Source organism: Micromonospora sp. NPDC005237 (assembly GCF_040607775.1).
In the GTDB taxonomy this organism is placed as follows: Bacteria; Actinomycetota; Actinomycetes; order Mycobacteriales; family Micromonosporaceae; genus Micromonospora.
Window position 1 is genome coordinate 418611 of record NZ_JBEXHJ010000005.1, and the last position, 17321, is coordinate 435931.

The 17321-nt window shown below is 73.8% G+C and carries 19 protein-coding genes; 17 read left to right on the forward strand and 2 right to left on the reverse strand.

Translation table 11 applies throughout. The features are described 5' to 3' along the window. Positions 1-3: 3 nt before the first annotated feature. From ABZT87_RS16790 to ABZT87_RS16830, 9 genes are all read left to right on the forward strand, one after another. Positions 4-1365: an O-antigen ligase family protein gene (locus ABZT87_RS16790; protein WP_355136382.1), complete on the forward strand. Its 1362-nt coding sequence runs from the start codon at positions 4-6 to the stop codon at positions 1363-1365. Continuing rightward, positions 1362-2987: a lipopolysaccharide biosynthesis protein gene (locus tag ABZT87_RS16795; RefSeq protein WP_355136384.1), complete on the forward strand. Its 1626-nt coding sequence runs from the start codon at positions 1362-1364 to the stop codon at positions 2985-2987. Before ABZT87_RS16790 ends, ABZT87_RS16795 begins: the two co-directional genes overlap by 4 nt. A gap of 8 nt (positions 2988-2995) precedes the next feature. Further along, complete coding sequence (locus ABZT87_RS16800; RefSeq protein ID WP_355067124.1) at positions 2996-3898, forward strand: sulfotransferase domain-containing protein; 903 nt, start codon at positions 2996-2998, stop codon at positions 3896-3898. Further along, entirely contained in the window at positions 3895-5157 is a 1263-nt protein-coding gene (locus ABZT87_RS16805; RefSeq protein ID WP_355136386.1) for a hypothetical protein, read from the forward strand. The genes ABZT87_RS16800 and ABZT87_RS16805 overlap by 4 nt, the downstream gene beginning before the upstream one ends. A gap of 215 nt (positions 5158-5372) precedes the next feature. Next, a complete protein-coding gene (locus ABZT87_RS16810) occupies positions 5373-5849 on the forward strand; it encodes a UDP-N-acetylglucosamine--LPS N-acetylglucosamine transferase (RefSeq protein ID WP_354863194.1) in 477 nt (158 codons plus the stop codon). Continuing rightward, entirely contained in the window at positions 5846-6508 is a 663-nt protein-coding gene (locus ABZT87_RS16815) for a glycosyltransferase (protein ID WP_354863193.1), read from the forward strand. The genes ABZT87_RS16810 and ABZT87_RS16815 overlap by 4 nt, the downstream gene beginning before the upstream one ends. After that, on the forward strand, positions 6505-7425 hold the full coding sequence (locus tag ABZT87_RS16820) for a glycosyltransferase family 2 protein (RefSeq protein WP_355067086.1): 921 nt from the start codon (positions 6505-6507) through the stop codon (positions 7423-7425). The genes ABZT87_RS16815 and ABZT87_RS16820 overlap by 4 nt, the downstream gene beginning before the upstream one ends. Positions 7426-7528: 103 nt before the next feature. Next, the gene (aroC, locus tag ABZT87_RS16825; RefSeq protein WP_354863178.1) at positions 7529-8707 is read left to right on the forward strand and encodes a chorismate synthase; all 1179 of its coding nucleotides are present in this window, start codon (positions 7529-7531) and stop codon (positions 8705-8707) included. Further along, a complete protein-coding gene (locus ABZT87_RS16830) occupies positions 8707-9210 on the forward strand; it encodes a shikimate kinase (protein WP_354863179.1) in 504 nt (167 codons plus the stop codon). Before aroC ends, ABZT87_RS16830 begins: the two co-directional genes overlap by 1 nt. Positions 9211-9280: 70 nt before the next feature. Here the strand turns inward: ABZT87_RS16830 and ABZT87_RS16835 are convergent, their stop codons facing one another. Continuing rightward, on the reverse strand, positions 9281-10009 hold the full coding sequence (locus ABZT87_RS16835) for an alpha/beta hydrolase (RefSeq protein WP_355136388.1): 729 nt from the start codon (positions 10007-10009) through the stop codon (positions 9281-9283). A 79-nt stretch (positions 10010-10088) separates the two neighbouring features. On the opposite strand from ABZT87_RS16835, the gene ABZT87_RS16840 reads away from it, so the two are divergent. The 5 genes from ABZT87_RS16840 to nusB are packed head-to-tail and all read left to right on the forward strand — an operon-like array spanning position 10089 to position 13677. Next, positions 10089-11087: a YafY family protein gene (locus tag ABZT87_RS16840; RefSeq protein WP_355136390.1), complete on the forward strand. Its 999-nt coding sequence runs from the start codon at positions 10089-10091 to the stop codon at positions 11085-11087. A gap of 10 nt (positions 11088-11097) precedes the next feature. After that, positions 11098-12177: a 3-dehydroquinate synthase gene (gene aroB / locus ABZT87_RS16845; RefSeq protein WP_355136392.1), complete on the forward strand. Its 1080-nt coding sequence runs from the start codon at positions 11098-11100 to the stop codon at positions 12175-12177. Next, complete coding sequence (gene aroQ / locus ABZT87_RS16850; protein ID WP_354863183.1) at positions 12174-12641, forward strand: type II 3-dehydroquinate dehydratase; 468 nt, start codon at positions 12174-12176, stop codon at positions 12639-12641. Before aroB ends, aroQ begins: the two co-directional genes overlap by 4 nt. A 44-nt stretch (positions 12642-12685) precedes the next feature. Next, on the forward strand, positions 12686-13243 hold the full coding sequence (efp, locus tag ABZT87_RS16855; protein WP_007458344.1) for an elongation factor P: 558 nt from the start codon (positions 12686-12688) through the stop codon (positions 13241-13243). A gap of 23 nt (positions 13244-13266) precedes the next feature. Further along, a complete protein-coding gene (gene nusB / locus ABZT87_RS16860; protein ID WP_193376622.1) occupies positions 13267-13677 on the forward strand; it encodes a transcription antitermination factor NusB in 411 nt (136 codons plus the stop codon). Positions 13678-13751: 74 nt separating this feature from the next. On the opposite strand, the gene ABZT87_RS16865 is transcribed toward nusB, so the two are convergent. Next, the gene (locus tag ABZT87_RS16865) at positions 13752-14240 is read right to left on the reverse strand and encodes a transcriptional regulator (RefSeq protein WP_007458348.1); all 489 of its coding nucleotides are present in this window, start codon (positions 14238-14240) and stop codon (positions 13752-13754) included. Between the two features lie 289 nt (positions 14241-14529). Between ABZT87_RS16865 and pyrR the strand changes: the two genes are divergently transcribed. From pyrR to ABZT87_RS16880, 3 genes are read left to right on the forward strand one after another with little or no spacing between them, the layout of a single operon-like run. After that, complete coding sequence (gene pyrR / locus ABZT87_RS16870; RefSeq protein ID WP_007458350.1) at positions 14530-15114, forward strand: bifunctional pyr operon transcriptional regulator/uracil phosphoribosyltransferase PyrR; 585 nt, start codon at positions 14530-14532, stop codon at positions 15112-15114. Next, the gene (locus ABZT87_RS16875) at positions 15111-16037 is read left to right on the forward strand and encodes an aspartate carbamoyltransferase catalytic subunit (RefSeq protein ID WP_007458351.1); all 927 of its coding nucleotides are present in this window, start codon (positions 15111-15113) and stop codon (positions 16035-16037) included. The genes pyrR and ABZT87_RS16875 overlap by 4 nt, the downstream gene beginning before the upstream one ends. Continuing rightward, the gene (locus ABZT87_RS16880) at positions 16034-17311 is read left to right on the forward strand and encodes a dihydroorotase (RefSeq protein ID WP_355136394.1); all 1278 of its coding nucleotides are present in this window, start codon (positions 16034-16036) and stop codon (positions 17309-17311) included. The genes ABZT87_RS16875 and ABZT87_RS16880 overlap by 4 nt, the downstream gene beginning before the upstream one ends. Positions 17312-17321 lie beyond the last annotated feature (10 nt).

The following is a 17321-nucleotide window of genomic DNA, read 5'->3' on the forward strand; positions in this document are numbered from 1 at the left end:
CCGGTGTCGCTCACCCGCGCCCCGGCGACCGAGCCGCCACCCGGCGACGCCGCCGCCCCCCTCGGGCCGGCGCCACCGCCTCCGCCCCCCGCCCGGCTGCCGCTCTGGCCGCTGGCGCTGATGTTCGGGCTGGTGCCGCTCTGGTGGTCGCTCGGGGCCTTCTACCTGGGCTGGCCGCTGCTGGGCGCGCTGCTGCTCGCATTGCTGCTCACCCGGGGTCGGGTGCCGCTGCCGCCGGCCGCCGGCAGCTGGCTGCTGTTCCTGGCCATCGTGGTCGTCAGCGCCACCCAACTGTCCTCGCCGGCCTCGCTGCTGACGTTCGCCCTGCGGTTGGCCTTCTACCTGACCGCGCTGGTGGTCGGGGTCTACGTCTACGCCGCCGCTCGGGAACGCGCCGACCTGGTGGCGGTGCTCACCCCGCTCTGCGCGTTCTGGTTCGCTCTGGTGGTGCTGGGCTGGCTCGGGGTGCTGGTGCCCCGGCTGGCGATGACCACCCCGATGGAGGTGCTGCTGCCCGCCGGCGTGGCTCGTACCCCGTTCATCCAGGACATGGTGCACCTGACCACCGCGGAGTACAGCGAGCGCTCGCTCAACCCGATCTACCGGCCGGCCGCGCCGTTCTCGTACACCAACAACTACGGCAGCGCGTACGCCATGACCCTGCCCTGTGTGGTGGCGTACACCATGCTGCGCCGTCAGGGTCTGCTGCGCTGGATGCTGCTGGCGTCCCTGCCGCTGTCGCTGGCGCCGGCGTTCCTCACGCTGAATCGGGCGATGTTCCTCAGCCTGGGCGCCGGGCTCGCGGTGCTCGGGGTGCGGGCCAGCATGCGCGGCAACGTCCGGGTCGCCGCGTCCATCGTCGGCGTGGTCGTGATCGGCGCGCTGGCCACCCTGGTCATCCCGATCACCGACCTGATCAGCCAGCGGGTCGATTCCAGTGACACCAACACGGACCGCCTGTCGCTCTACACGGAGGTGATCCGCCGTGTGCAGGATTCGCCGTGGCTGGGCTACGGCGCTCCGGTGAACGTGGACACGGTCTCCGCGGCCGCGCCGATCGGCACCCAGGGGCAGCTGTGGATGGTGTTGTTCAGCCACGGCGTACCGGCGCTGGTGTGTTTTCTGGCCTGGTTCGTCGCCGCCGCGGTGATCTGCGCGCGGGCGACCTCGGCGGCCGGGCAGTGGCTGGCGGTGGTGCCGGTGGTCTGCCTCGTGCAGGTCCCGTTCTACGGCATGGCCAACCAGAACCTGTCGGTCGCGTTCTTCGCGGTCGCCTTCGCCATGGCGCTCGCCGAACGGGAACGGCTGGCGAGCGCGCAGCGGCAACGCCCGCCGCGCCCGCCCGGTACGGCGGTGCCGGCATGACCGCCGCCACCCGGCCACCGGCCGGCGCCGGCCCCGACGGCCCGCACCGCTCGGGCTCGGGCGCCGCCGGCACGGTCGACATCGGCGCGGCGGAGACGCGCCGCAGCGCCCGCAGCGGCGTGGCCGGGCTGCTCGGCGCCGCCACCAGCGGACTGTTCGGCTTCGTGCTGGCCGTGGTGATCACCCGGGGGTACGGAACGGCCGGCGCGGGCGCGTTCTTCGCCGCCATCGGCGTGGTCACCGTGGCCACCGCGGTCTGCACGCTGGGCGCGGAGACCGGTCTGATGTGGGCGCTGCCCCGGCGTCGTCTCGGAGTCCGGGGGGACGCGGCCCGGGTGCTTCCGGTGGCGCTGATCCCCCCGCTGCTGGCCGGGCTCGTGGTCGCCGGCGTCGGAGCGCTGAGCGCCGACGCGCTCGCCCCCCGACTGCTGCGGGGCTCGGGCGACGGCGGCGACGCGTTGCTGACGCTCACCTTCGCCGCCGTGCCGGTGGTGGTGGCGATGACCCTGCTGCTGGCCGCGCTGCGCTGCGTACGACCCATCCGCGCGTACGTCGGCGTGCAGTTCCTGCTGCTGCCGGTGGCCCGCCCGGCGCTGGTCGGCGCGGCCGCGCTGGCCGGCGGCGGCCTGCTCGCCGGGATGACCGGCTGGCTGGTTCCGGCGGCGCTGGCGCTGCTGGCCTGTCTCACCCTGGTGGCCGGCCCGCTCGGCCTGGGCCGGGGCGCGGCGCTGCGACCGGGCCGGGCCGACTGGTCGACGTTCTGGCGTTTCGCGCTGCCCCGGGCCGCCTCGGCGGCCATCGACGCGGGCAGCATGTGGGTGGGGGTGCTGCTGACGTCGGTGCTGGCCGGGCCGGCCGACGCGGGCGTGTTCGGCGCGGTCGGCCGGTACGTGCTGGCCGGCCAGCTCGCCATGCAGGGGTTGCGGGTGGCGGTGTCACCGCAGCTGTCCCGGCTGCTGGGGCGTGGTGAGCGGGCCGCCGCGGCGGCCGTGCACCGGCAGTTGACCACCTGGGGGCTGGTGCTGTCCTGGCCGGTGTACCTGCTGCTCGCGGTGTTCGCGCTCGCGTTCCTGCAACTGTTCGGCCCGGAGTTCACCGCCGGCGTGCCGGCGATGACGGTGCTCGCGCTGGCGATGCTGGTGAACACCGGCGTGGGCAACGTGCAGAGCCTGCTGCTGATGGGCGGGCGCAGCGGGCTGCACCTGGTGTCCACCCTGGCCGGGCTCACCGTGACCGTCTCGCTCGGGCTCTGGCTGATCCCCGGGCACGGCGCGACGGGCGCGGCGCTCGCCTGGGCCGCCGGCATCGCCACCGAGAACCTCACCGCCGCCGCGTTCGCCCGCGCGGTGGTCGCCGAGCCGCTGGTCGACGCCGCGACGCTGCGCGCGGCGGCGGCCACCCTCGGCGGTGTGGGCCTCGCGGCGGGGATCGGCGTGCTGGCCGGGGGCCGCGGCCTGCCGGGCCTGGCGGTGTCGCTGGGCGTGCTGCTGGCCGGTTGCGTCGGCTTGTTGACGTTGCCCCGGGTGCGCGCCGGCATCCGGGTGACCATGAGGCAGATCCGTGGATCCGACGACGCGGCCACGGCCGCCGGGGTCGGCCCGGAATCGACGAGAGGCAGGTGAGGGCCATCGTGGCGTCCATCCGTGACCGGGTCAAGCAGCTGGTGCCGACCCAGGTGACCACCCGGGTGAAAGAGTCCCTGGTCGACTACGGGGTCCGCACCAGTGACCGGCGACCCCTGCCGGACTTCCTGATCATCGGCACCAAGCGGGGCGGCACCACCTCCCTGTGGAACTACCTCATCCAGCACCCCCTGGTGCCCCGGCTCTTTCCCGCCTGGAACACCAAGTCGGCGCACTACTTCGAGGAGCACTGGGGCCGGGGCGAGGCGTGGTACCGCTCGCACTTCCCGACCGAGCGGCAGCGCGAGGCCCTCGCGAAGCGGCACGGCGGGCCGGTCCGGGTCGGCGAGGCCGCCCCGCTCTACATGTTCCACCCGCTCGCCGCGCAGCGGGTCGCCGCTCTGCTGCCGACGGTGAAGCTGATCGTGCTGCTGCGCGACCCGGTCGAGCGGGCGTACTCGCACTGGAAGGAGCGCCGCACCCACGGCATCGAGCCGCTGGACTTCGCCGCCGCGCTGGCCGCCGAGCCGGAGCGCACAGCGGGGGAGCGGGAGCGGCTCATCGCCGAGCCGGAGGCGTTCAGCGAGGCGTACGACTGGTACACGTACCGGGCCCGGGGCCGTTACCTGGAGCACCTGGAACCGTGGCTGGAACGCTTCGACTCCGAGCAGATCCTCTTCCTGCCCAGCGAGGACCTGTACCGCGACTCCCGCGCCACGTACCGGCGCACCCTCGACTTCCTCGGGCTGCCCCCGTACGACCTGCCGAACTTCAAGGTCTACAACGACCGGCGCTCCGCACCGCTGGAGCCGGCGGTCCGCGCCGAGCTGACCGACTACTACCGCCCGTACAACGACGCGCTGCGCGAGCGGCTCGGGTTGGACCTCGACTGGGCGGACCGGGCGGCGTGACGACCGGGGTCACCCTGGCCACCGATCCCCGGTCCCGGGTGGACGGGCTGGGCTGGGTGAGCCGCGCGGTGTTCCCGGACGACCGGGTCGGCCTGACGGTGGGTGGCGCGCTGCCGGCCGGGCATCGGGCGGTGGCCCGGTACGCGGTGGTGCCGTCGGTGGCCCGGGCGCGGTTCCTCGTGCCGCTGGGCGCACCCCGGGCCGGCGCGGCGTCGTTGCTGGCGTACAACGCGTTGCGGCCGCCGAAGGTGCGGGCGCTGCGGGCCGCGCTCGGTGGGCTGGCCCGGTTCGGCGGGGCGGGTCTGGCGCCGTTTCCGACGTTGACCGTCTCGGTGCCGGTGGGGGCGCCCGTGACCGAGCTGCTGCTGACCGAGCGGCTCGCCGCCGCGCTGGGCGGTACGCCGCTGCTGGCCGCGTGCGGTGTCCGTCCACCGGACCCGAACGTCAAACCCACCCTGCAACTGTTCACCGTCGACGGTCGTCCGCGCGGCTACGCGAAGATCGGCTGGAACGACGCCACCCGGGCGCTGGTCACCGCCGAGGCCAGCGCGCTGCGGGCGTTGCGCGCGGTGACCGGCGTCGTCGACCATCCGGTGCCGCCGGGGCTGCTCACCGAGACGGCGTGGGCCGGCCAGGCGGTCGCGGTGATCGAACCGCTGCCACCGGACGTACGCGGCGTGCCGGCCGACGACCCGCCCCGGATCGCGGCGTTGCTCGCGGTCGCCCGCCGCGGGGCCCCGGCCGGGGCACCGCGACCGCTGGCGTCCTCGACGTTCCTGACCCGGTTGGCCGCCCAGGCCGAGCGGGCCGCCGCGGCCGGGCCGGCCGGGGCGCGGGCGGTCGCCGCGGTCGACGCGCTGGCCCGCCGGCACGGCGACACGGCCGTCGAGTTCGGCCACTGGCACGGCGACTGGGTGCCGTGGAACCTGGGCACGCACGACGGCCGGCTGGTGGCCTGGGACTGGGAGCACAGTGGTCCGGACGTGCCGGTCGGCTTCGACCTGGCGCACGACGCCTTCCAGCGGTCGCTGGTGCTGCGCGCCGAACCGGCTGCGGTGGCCGCCGTGGCGGTGGACGGGCAGCTGGGCCGGCATGGTGCGCGGCTCGGCCTGGGCCCGGCGCAGTGCCGGCTGGTGGCCGACGCGTACCTGCTGGAGATGTGGCTGCGGACGTGGCGGTTGGCGGACGCCGGCGCCGGGTGGAACGGCGCGCTGCATCCCGCACTGTTGGACGTCATCGAGAAACGACATAGCGACTGAACTGGAGACAACGCGACGCCGGGTGCGCGTCGCAGAGTGACGACATAATGGCAGGTCGTGATGACGATCGATGGGCTGCGGGGCCGACAGCGGCTCTGACGACGCCGAGTGGAGATCGTCGCCTCGCCCGGTCGCGCTATTCAACGACCGGAAAACCTGTGATCTGCTTCTGCCTGGCGTGAATCGGAATTCCAAGCTGACTTGTGGGGAGTCGCGTGGACACGAACAACGACGACGAGCCGCCGGTGCTGCTGCTGGTGGGATCCAGCGGCGGTCACCTGGCCCAACTACTTGCCCTGCGGCCCTGGTACGAACGGTGGCGGCGCTGCTGGGTCACCTTCGACACCCCGGAGGCGGTGTCACTGCTGGCCGGTGAGGATCTGGTGCCGGCGCACCACCCGACCACCCGCAACGTGCCGAACCTGCTGCGCAACGCGCGACTGGCCTGGCGGGTGCTGCGGGGCCGGCGGGTCGCCGCCGTGGTCACCACCGGCGCCGGGGTGGCCGTGCCGTTCGTGGTGCTGGCCCGCCTGCGTCGCATCCCGACCGTCTACATCGAGGTGTACGACCGGATCGACACCCCGACGCTGACCGCCCGGCTCTGCCGGCCGTTTCTGTCCGCGATGCTCGTGCAGTGGGACGAGCAGCGCCGGCAGTACCCGGAGGCCACCGTCGTCGGGACCCTGCTGTGAGCGGAGAGACGGGCACGGCCCGCCGCGACACCGTCGCCGACCCGTCCCGGCTGCCGCGCCAGCGCGACACCACCGACGTCGAGCAGACCCGGCTGCTCGTCGCGGTCGGCACCGACAAGCACCCCTTCGACCGGCTCGTGGACTGGTTGACGCAGTGGCACGCGCAGTCCGGCCCGGTCGGGTTGACCCTGCAGCACGGCCACACCACGGCGCCGCCCCTGCCGGGCGCGGTGCCCTTCCTCGGTCACGACGCCCTGCAACAGGCGATGGCCGACGCGGACCTGGTGGTGTGTCACGGCGGCCCGGCGACGATCCTGGAGGCCCGCCGGCACGGGCACCTGCCCATCGTGGTGCCCCGCGACCCGTCGCGCGGTGAGCACGTCGACGACCACCAGCAGCTCTTCGCGCGTCGGCTCGGCGCGGCCGGGCTGGTGGCGCTCTGCGAGACCCGGGAGGCGCTGCACGACGCGCTCGCCGCCGGGCAGGCCGACCCGTCCCGGTACGCGGTGGCCGCCGACCCGGCGGCGCACGAGGCCCGGCGCGCGGCCGTCGCCCGGGTCGGGCAGATCGTGGATGACCTGGTGGCCCGGTCGGCCCGGCGCCGACCCCGCTGGCGGAGGGGGCCGCGACCCGGCCAGGGTACGGAGGAGACCAGATGACCGGACAGCCGAGCGTCAGCGTCGTGGTGCCCACCCGGGACCGCCCCGAGCTGCTGCGCGCCGCCCTCGCGGCGATCCTCGCCCAGGAGTACCCGGGCCGGATCGAGGCGGTCGTCGTGTTCGACCAGTCCACGCCCGACGAGTCGCTGACGGCCCTCGCCGGGCCGGACCGGGCGGTGCGGGTCATCGGCAACGGGCGCGCGCCGGGGCTGGCCGGGGCGCGCAACAGCGGCACCCTCGCCGCCGAGGGTGAGCTGATCGCGTTCTGCGACGACGACGACGAGTGGCTGCCGGGCAAGCTGGCCGCCCAGGTCGACGCCCTGGCCGCGGACCCGGCGGCCGAGTTCGTCTGCTGCGGCATCCGCGTCAGCTACGACGGGCACACCGTCGACCGGGTGCTCGACAAGGACCGGATCACCCTCGACGACCTCCTGCGGGACCGGTTGACCGAGCTGCACCCGTCCACCTTCCTGATCCGCGCGACGGCGCTGCGCGAGGGCTTCGGCCTGGTCGACGAGGAGATTCCGGGCAGTTACGCGGAGGACTACGAATTTCTGCTGCGGGCCGCCCGCAGCGCGCCGCTGATCAACCTGCCGACCCCGTCGGTGCTGGTGCGCTGGCACAAGCGCTCGTATTTCGCGCAGCGCTGGGACACCATCTCCGAGGCGTTGCAGTGGCTGCTGCGGCGCTACCCGGAGTTCGCCACCCAGCCGGCCGGCGCGGCCCGCGTCGCCGGGCAGATCGCGTTCGCCCAGGCCGCCTCCGGTGACCGCCGGGGCGCGCTGCGCTGGGCGCGACGCACCCTGCGCAGCAATCCCCGCGAGCCGCGCGCCTACCTGGCGCTCGCGGTCGCCGGTCGGGTGGTCCGGGCCGACGCGGTGCTGCGCACCCTGCACAAGCGCGGCCGGGGCATCTGATCCGTCGCGCGGAGCCGCCCTGCGGACGGTCCCGGCCGTCCGCAGGGCGGGACGAGGCGGGCAGCGCGACGCGCCCGTCGCGCGCCGTGACAGACTGACCGCTGTGTTGCGCTGGCTGACTGCAGGTGAATCGCACGGTCCCGCCCTCGTCGCGCTGATGGAGGGGGTGCCGGCCGGCATCGAGGTGAGCACCACCGAGATCGCGGGCGAGCTTGCCCGCCGTCGGCTGGGCTACGGCCGTGGTGCCCGGATGTCGTTCGAGCAGGACGAGGTCGAGGTGATCGGCGGGCTGCGGCACGGCGTGACCCTGGGCAGCCCGGTGGCGATCCGGGTGGGCAACTCGGAGTGGCCGAAGTGGCGCACGGTGATGGCCGCCGATCCCGTCGACCCCGACGAGCTGGCCCGGCAGGCCCGCAACGCGCCGCTGACCCGCCCCCGGCCCGGCCACGCCGACCTGGCCGGCATGCAGAAGTACGGCCACCACGACGCCCGGCCGATCCTGGAGCGCGCCAGCGCTCGGGAGACCGCCGCGCGGGTGGCCGTCGGCGCCGTCGCCAAGGCGCTGATCCGGCAGGCCCTGGGCATCGAGATCGTCTCGCACGTCGTCGAGCTGGGGCCGGTGGCCGCGAAGCCCGGGCTGCGCCCGACCCCGTCCGACGCCGACCGCATCGACGCCGACCCGCTGCGCTGCCTCGACCCGGAGGCCAGCGCCCTGATGGTCGCCGAGGTGGACGCCGCGAAGAAGGCCGCCGACACCCTCGGCGGCGTGGTGGAGGTGCTGGCGTACGGGGTGCCGCCGGGCCTGGGCAGTCACGTGCAGTGGGACCGCAAACTCGACGCCCGGTTGGCCACGGCGCTGATGTCGATCCAGGCGATCAAGGGGGTGGAGATCGGCGACGGGTGGCAGCAGGCCCGCTCCCGCGGCTCCGAGGCGCACGACGAGATCATCCCGTCGGCCACCGGCGTCCGCCGCGTCACCGACCGGGCCGGCGGGCTGGAGGGCGGCATCACCACCGGCGAGCCGCTGCGGGTGCGCGCCGCCATGAAGCCGATCTCCTCGCTGAACCGTGCGCTGGCCACCGTGGATGTTGTCACGGGCGAGCCGGCGACCGCCATCAACCAGCGCTCCGACGTCTGCGCGGTGCCCGCCGCCGCGGTCGTCGCCGAGGCGATGGTGGCGCTCGTGCTGGCGGAGGCGGCCACCGAGAAGTTCGGCGGTGACTCGGTCGCCGAGATCCGCCGCAACCTGGCCGGCTACCTCGACGCGTTGGTCATCCGCTGATGGCGCCGGTCGTGGTCCTGGTCGGGGCGCCCGGCTGCGGCAAGACCACCGTGGGGCAGGCGCTCGCCGCCACCCTCGGCGTGGAGTTCCGGGACACCGACGCCGACATCGAGCAGCTGGCCGGCAAGAGCATCCCGGAGATCTTCATCGACGAGGGTGAGGACCACTTCCGGGCCCTGGAGCGGGCCGCCGTGGCGGCGGCGCTCGCCGCCGGCACCGGTGTGCTCGCCCTCGGCGGCGGCGCCGTGCTGGCCGAGGAGACCCGGGCGGCCCTGGTGGGTCATCGGGTCGTGCACCTCTCGGTGGAGTTGCCCGACGCGGTGAAGCGGGTCGGGCTCGGCGCGGGCCGGCCGCTGCTGGCGATCAATCCGCGCGCCACCCTCAAGCACCTGATGGATCAGCGCCGGCCGCTCTACGCCGAGGTGGCCACCGAGACGGTGATCACCGACGGCCGGACCCCGGCGGCGGTCGTCGCCGAGATCGCCGCCCTGCTTCCGCGCTGACGCCGGCCCGGCCGGGAACCGGCCCTCCGGGCGGCGGTCGGTGCGTTCGCCGCCCGGTGCGGGCCTCCGCTCAGGTGCGAGCGGCCAGGTCGAGGACGTCGGCCAGCGCCTTCGGCTCGCTGAGCATCGGCCAGTGCCCGGTGGGCAGTTCGTGCAGCTGGCCGTCGGCCAGGCCGGTGAAGAACGGGTGCCCCTCGTCGATCATCTGCCGCACCACCGCCAGCGGGAAGGTGCTGGCGACCAGCGCGGTCGGCACCGGGCGGCCACCCGTGCGGCGTACCGGATCGGTCGCCGTCCGCAGGGGCTGCGCGGTGCAGCGCTCGCGCAGGAGGGACAGCGTCGGCTCGTCCAGGCCGGCCAGGTTGGTCGGGTCGGCCGCCGGGTCCCAGGCCGGTGGTGGCAGCAGGTGCCCGTCGCCGATCGCCGCGCGCAGCCGCTGCTGCTCCGGCGGCGGCACCGTGTCGAACTGCGCCGTGCCGTCCGGCAGCGGCCCGCTCTCCACGTAGACCACCCGGGCGATGCGGTCCGGGATGACGTCGGCCGCCTGGGCCACCGGCATGCCGCCGCCCGAGTGCCCGACCAGCAGCACGTCGCGCAGATCCTCGACCTCGATCAGCCGGACGATGTCGGTGGTGTGCGTCTGCAGGGTCACCTGCGGCCCGGCGAGGTGGTGGCGCTCGGCCACCCCGGTCAGCGTCATCGGGTGGACGTCGTGGCCCTGCGCGCGCAGCAGACCGGTCACCTCCCGCCACGCCCAGGCGCCCAACCAGAACCCTGGCACCAGTACGAACGTCGCCATCTGTCACTCCTTCTCTCGGCTACCGACCGACCGTACGATCGAAACCGGACAGGATCCGCCCGGTTTGAAGGAGTGGCCCGTGTCTCATCCAGCCGGTCGGGTGCTGGCCCTGCTCGAGCTGCTCCAGGCCCGGCACCGGGCGACGGCCGGCGACCTCGCCGACCGGCTCGGTGTGGACGAACGGACGGTGCGCCGCTACGCGGCCACCCTGGTCGAGCTGGGCATCCCGGTGCTCGCCGACCGGGGCCGGCACGGCGGCTACCGGCTGCATCCCGGGTTCAAGCTGCCGCCGCTGATGCTCACCGACGACGAGGCGGTGGCCGTGCTGCTCGGCCTGGTCGTCGCCGAACGGGTCGGGCTGGCCACCGAGCTGCCGGCCACGGCGACCGCGCTGGCGAAGATCCGCCGGGTGCTGCCGGCGGCGTTGGCCGACCGGCTGACCGCCGTGCAGGAGCACCTCGGCTTCACCCTGCGGCGGCCCGAGCCCCAGGCGCGACCGGCGTCGGGCACCCTGCTGGCCCTGGCCGCGGCCGCCCGGCACCGGCAGCGGGTGAGCCTGGACTACCGCTCGTGGCGTGGTGAGCTGTCGCATCGCGACCTCGACCCGTACGGGCTGGTCTTCCACGCCGGCCGCTGGTACGTCACCGGCCACGACCACCGGCGCGGGGAGGTGCGCACGTTCCGACTGGACCGGATCGGCGCCGTGACGCCCGGCGCGGCGACGTTCACGGTGCCGGACGGCTTCGACGCGGTGGCGTGGCTGACCCGGTCGCTGGCGGGCGTGCCCTACCGGCACGAGGTCGAGGTGCTGCTGGAGACCGACCTGGTCGCCGCCCGGCGGCGCATCCCGGCCAGTGTGGCCGAGCTGACCGCCAGCGGCGACGGGGTGCTGCTGCGGGCCCGGGCGGAGAGCCTTCCCGGTATGGCGGCGCTGCTCGCCGGGCTGGGCTGCGCGTTCACCGTGCGCCACCCGGACGCGTTGCGTGCCGCCGTGGCCGAGCACGCGCGCCTGCTGGCCGACTGGGCCGCCCGGCCAGCAGGTGGACAGACGCGGTCGCCACGCCGTCCGCTGGACTAGGCTGCCGGCGATGGACGAGGTGACCCGGATTCCGGTCGGCGGCGAACGGCCGTACGACGTGCTGGTCGGGCGCGACCTGCTGGACGCGCTGCCCGGGCTGCTGCCCGGCGCGACCCGGGCGGCGGTGCTGCACACGCCCCCGCTCAAGGCCCTGGCCGACGCGATCGGCGAACGGCTGCGCGCGGCCGGCGTCGAGCCGCTGCCGATCGAGGTGCCCGACGCCGAGTCGGGCAAGCAGATCGAGGTGGCGGCGGCCTGTTGGGACCGGCTGGGCGCGGCTGGTTTCACCCGTACCGACGCGGTGGTCGGCGTCGGCGGCGGCGCGGTGACCGACCTGGCCGGCTTCGTCGCGGCCTGCTGGCTGCGCGGCGTGCGCTGGGTGCCGGTGGCCACCTCGCTGCTGGGCATGGTGGACGCCGCTGTGGGCGGCAAGACCGGGATCAACACCGCCGCCGGCAAGAACCTGGTCGGCGCGTTCCACCCGCCGGTCGGCGTGCTGGCCGACCTGGCCACCCTGGACAGCCTGCCCGCCGTCGACCTGGCGGCCGGGCTGGCCGAGGTGGTCAAGTGCGGCTTCATCGCCGACCCGGTGATCCTGGATCTCGTCGAGCGTGGCCCGGCGGCGGCCACCGACCCGCGCGGGCCGGTGACCCGGGAGCTGATCGAGCGGGCCATCCGGGTCAAGGCGGACGTGGTCGCCGGCGACCTGCGCGAGTCGGGCCTGCGGGAGGTGCTCAACTACGGCCACACCCTGGCCCACGCCATCGAGCAGGTCGAGGGTTACCGCTGGCGGCACGGCCACGCCGTGGCCGTGGGCCTGGTGTACGCGGCCACGCTGGCCCGGCTCGCCGGCCGGCTGGACGCGTCGACCGCCGATCGGCACCGGCGTACCCTGACCGCGCTCGGTCTGCCGGTGAGCTACCCGGCCGACGCCTGGCCGCGGTTGTTGGCCGTGATGCGGGTGGACAAGAAGGCCCGGGGCAGCCGGCTGCGGTTCGTGGTGCTGGACGCGCTGGCCCGCCCGGCGATGCTGGAGGGCCCGGACGACGCGCTGCTGGAGGCCGCCTACCGCGAGGTGGCCACCCCGTGAAGGTGTACGTGTTGAACGGGCCGAACCTGGGCCGCCTCGGCACCCGGGAGCCCGCCGTGTACGGCTCGACCAGCTATGCCGACCTGGTGACGCTCTGCGAGGCAACCGGCCGGGACCTGGGGCTCGACGTGACGGTCCGGCAGACCGACGCCGAGCACGAGCTGCTCGGCTGGCTGCACGCCGCCGCCGACGAGGGCGCCGCCGTGGTGCTCAACCCGGCCGCCTGGTCGCACTACTCGTACGCGGTGCGCGACGCCTGCGCCATGCTGCGCGGGCCGCTGGTGGAGGTGCACCTCTCCAACATCCACGCCCGCGAGGAGTTCCGGCACCACTCCGTCGTCTCCGCGGTGGCGACCGGGGTGATCTGTGGTCTCGGCATCGACGGCTACCGCCTCGCCCTGCACCACCTGGCCACCCGCGCAGGGGTCGTCCCGAGCGGGGACCGGGCGATTCGACGCAGCTAGTAGACTCCTAGGGTCTGTCCGCCAATTGATGATCAAGGCAGGAAATGGCCTCCACCAACGACCTCAAAAACGGCCTGGTACTCAACCTGGACGGCGAGCTCTGGGCCGTCGTCGAGTTCCAGCACGTCAAGCCCGGTAAGGGTGGCGCGTTCGTGCGCACCACGCTGAAGAACGTGCTGTCCGGGAAGGTGGTCGACAAGACCTTCAACGCGGGCACCAAGGTCGAAACCGCGACCGTGGACAAGCGCACGATGCAGTATTTGTACGCCGACGGCGAAGACTTCGTCTTCATGGATCTGGAGACCTTCGACCAGATCACCGTGCCCGGCGGCACCGTCGGCGAGGCAGCCAACTACCTGCTGCCCGAGGCGGAGGCGACCGTCGCCCAGCACGAGGGTGTGCCGCTCTACATCGAGCTGCCCACCAGCGTCGTGCTGGAGGTCACCTACACCGAGCCCGGCCTGCAGGGCGACCGTTCGACCGGCGGCACCAAGCCGGCGACCGTGGAGACCGGCGCCACCGTGCCGGTTCCGCTGTTCATCACCACCGGTGAGAAGATCAAGGTCGACACCCGCGACGGCCGTTACCTCGGCCGCGCCTGATGGCTGAGGGTCCCAAGCAGCAGATGCCGGCGCGCCGTAAGGCGCGCAAGCGGGCGCTGGACGTCCTCTACGAGGCCGACCTGCGGGATCGGCCGCCCGTCGAGGTCCTGGCCGGCTACCTCCAGCGCATCGAACAGCCCCGCCCGGAGCACCTGGGTTACGCGGTGGGCCTGATCGAGGGGGTCGCCGAGCACCTCAACCGCATCGACGAGCTGATCGCCAGCTACGCCGAGGGTTGGACGTTGGAGCGGATGCCGGTGGTCGACCGCAACCTGGCCCGGATCGCCGTCTACGAGTTGCTCTACGTCGACGAGATCGACGACGCGGTGGCGATCAGCGAGGCCGTCGAGTTGGCCCGGCAGATGTCCACCGACGATTCGCCGCGGTTCCTCAACGGCGTGCTCGGCCGCATCGCCGAGTACGCCACCCGCTGAGCGGCCGCGTACCCCGCACGACGAGAAGGGCCCGTGCCATCCGGCACGGGCCCTTCTTTCGGTGAAGCGACAGCTCAGGAGGCGAAGAACGCCCGGGGGTCGGCCACCAGCACGCCGTGCTCGGTGAGCCGCTCGATCAGACCCGACGGTGAGGCGTCGTAGACGATCGCGAGCGCCCGCAGGTCGTCGGCGCGGATGGAGAGCACCCGGCCGTTGTAGTCACCGCGCTGCTGCTGGATGGCGCGGGCGTAGCGGGCGACGTAGGCCAGGTCCTCGGAGGCCTCGTCGTAGAGCCGCTCCAGGTCCAGAACGATCTTGCTGGTGGGCTCGTGCCGGACGCCGCTGCCGTCCGGCAGTAGTTCCGAGACGGGGACACGGTAGAACTCGGCCAGCTCGGCCAGACGGGACACCGTCACGGCCCGGTCGCCACGCTCGTACGAGCCGACCACCACGGCCTTCCACCGCCCGTTCGACTTCTCCTCCACACCCTGCAGGGAGAGGCCCTGCTGCTGGCGGATGGAGCGCAGGCGTGCGCCCAGAGATTTGGCGTATTCAGAGGGCATTCGGACACTCCCAGTGCTGCTCGGGGTTCTCCCGTCGATCGCTACGGAGCGTGACGGTACGGGGAATGCGACACGTGGTCAAGTGGTCGTGACCTTACCGTTGGGGAGCACCGAGGGAGTTATCCCCATTTCGTCGGCCTGATCCGGTGGTCAGCGGCCGCCGTCCGTCGGCCCGGTGACCACTGGTAACGTGGCGTGAAGCCTCGGTCGGGTTCGCTCGCGCTCGCCGGCCGGAGGTGCCCGACATCCTTTAACGACCCGTCCCGTGAGGCGGGGAAGGAGGTCCGCCGTGGCATACCCACCGGCTGCCCGCTCGTCACCACCGCGACAACCCTCGGTGAAGGTGATCCTCGCCAGCGCCGACGTGCAGCGCGTGGTCGACCGCATCGCCCACCAGATCCTGGAGAAGACCCAGGGCGCCGCCGACACCGTGCTGCTCGGGATTCCCACCCGGGGTGCGCCCCTCGCGCGGCGGCTCGCCTCCCGGATCAGCACCTTCGAGGACGTCGTCGTCCCGGTCGGTGTGCTCGACATCACCCTCTACCGCGACGACCTGCGTCGGCACGCGACCCGCGCGATCGGCCCGACCCAGGTGCCCAGCGGCGGCATCGACGGCAAGCGGGTGATCCTCGTCGACGACGTGCTCTTCTCCGGCCGCACCGTGCGCGCCGCGCTCGACGCGCTCAACGACGTGGGCCGCCCGGCGTCGGTGCAGCTCGCCGTCCTGGTCGACCGCGGCCACCGCGAGTTGCCGATCCGCGCCGACTACGTCGGCAAGAACATCCCGACGGCGCTCGCCGAGAGCGTCAAGGTGACGCTCGCCGAGACCGACGGCGCCGACGAGGTCAAGTTGTACGGGGGAACCACCTCATGATCAGGCACCTGCTCTCCGGCGCGGACCTGGACGCCGACACCGCCACCGAGATCCTGGACACCGCCGCCGAGATGGCCACGGTCGCCGGCCGCGAGATCAAGAAGCTGCCCGCGCTGCGTGGCCGGACGGTGGTGAACCTCTTCTACGAGGACTCCACCCGCACCCGGATCTCGTTCGAGGCAGCGGCGAAGCGGCTCAGCGCCGACGTGATCAACTTTTCCGCGAAGGGGTCCAGCGTCGCCAAGGGCGAGAGCCTGAAGGACACCGCGCTGACCCTGCAGGCGATGGGCGCCGACGCGGTGGTCGTGCGGCACCCCGCCTCCGGCGCCCCGCACCGGCTCGCCAACTGGGTGGACGGGTCGGTGGTCAACGCCGGCGACGGCACCCACGAGCACCCGACCCAGGCGCTGCTCGACGCGTACACCATGCGGGCCCGGCTGGGCCGGCTGGCCGGCCTGTCGGTCGCGGTGGTCGGCGACGTGCTGCACTCGCGGGTGGCCCGCTCCAACGTCCTGCTGCTGTCCACCCTCGGCGCGAAGGTCACCCTGGTCGGTCCGCCCACCCTCATCCCCGTCGACATCGCCGGCGCGCTCGCCCCGGGCACCGACGTGTCCTACGACCTCGACGCCGTGCTGCCCGACGTCGACGTGGTGATGATGCTGCGGGTGCAGCGGGAGCGGATGAAGGACTCCTACTTCCCCTCCGCGCGCGAGTACTCCCGCCGTTACGGGCTGGACGGCCCGCGGATGCGCCGCCTGCCCGAGCACGCGATCGTCATGCACCCGGGCCCGATGAACCGGGGGATGGAGATCACCCCCGAGGTGGCCGACTCACCCCGCTCCACCATCGTCGAACAGGTCACCAACGGGGTCTCCGTGCGGATGGCTGTTCTGTACCTGCTGCTCGGAGGGAACAACCGGTGACCGCGTACCTCATCACCAGCGTGAGCATCGTCGGCGCCGCGCCGACCGACCTGCTGATCCGCGACGGCGTCGTCGCCGAGGTCGGTCCGGGGCTGTCCGCGCCGGACGCCGTGGTGGTCGACGGCGCCGGGCTGGTCGCCCTGCCGGGCCTGGTCGACCTGCACACCCACCTGCGCGAGCCCGGCCGGGAGGACGCCGAGACCGTCGAGTCCGGGTCCCGGGCGGCGGCGCTGGGCGGCTACACGGCGGTCTGCGCGATGGCGAACACCTCGCCGGTCGCGGACACCGCCGGCGTCGTCGAGCAGGTCTGGCGGCTCGGCCGGGAGGCCGGCCTGGTCGACGTGCAGCCGGTCGGCGCGGTCACCGTCGGGTTGGCCGGCGAGCGCCTGGCCGAGCTGGGCGCGATGGCCGACTCGGCGGCCCGCGTGCGGATCTTCTCCGACGACGGGCACTGCGTCGCCGACCCGTTGCTGATGCGCCGGGCCCTGGAGTACGTCAAGGCGTTCGACGGGATCATCGCCCAGCACGCCGAGGAGCCCCGCCTCACCGAGGGCGCCCAGATGCACGAGGGTGAGGTCTCCACCCGGCTCGGTCTGATCGGCTGGCCTGCGGTCGCCGAGGAGGCGATCATCGCCCGGGACGTGCTGCTGGCCGAGCACGTGGGCAGCCGTCTGCACGTCTGCCACGTCTCCACCGCCGGCAGCGTCGAGGTGCTGCGCCAGGCCAAGGCCCGTGGCGTACGCGTCACCGCCGAGGTCACCCCGCACCACCTGCTGCTCACCGACGAGCGCGCGGCGACCTACGACCCGGTCTTCAAGGTGAACCCGCCGCTGCGCACGGCCGCGGACATCACCGCCCTGCGGTCCGCGCTCGCCGACGGCGTCATCGACATCATCGCCACCGACCACGCCCCGCACGCCGTGGAGGACAAGGAGTGCGAGTGGGCGTACGCCCGGCCGGGGATGCTCGGCCTGGAGACGGCCCTGTCCATCGCGCTCGACGTGCTCGGCCCCGAGTGGGACCTGATCGCCGAGCGGATGTCGCGCACCCCCGCCCGGATCGCGGGGCTGACCGGGCACGGCGTCGACCCGGCGCCCGGTGTGCCGGCCAACCTGACCCTGATCGACCCGGCCGCCCGCCGCACCATCGAGCCGGCGGAACTGGCCAGTCGCAGTCGCAACACCCCGTACGCCCGCATGACGCTGCCGGGTCGCATCGTGGCGACCTTCCTGCGCGGCGAGCCGACGGTCCTGGACGGAAAGGCAGTTCGGTGAGCGCGAGGAA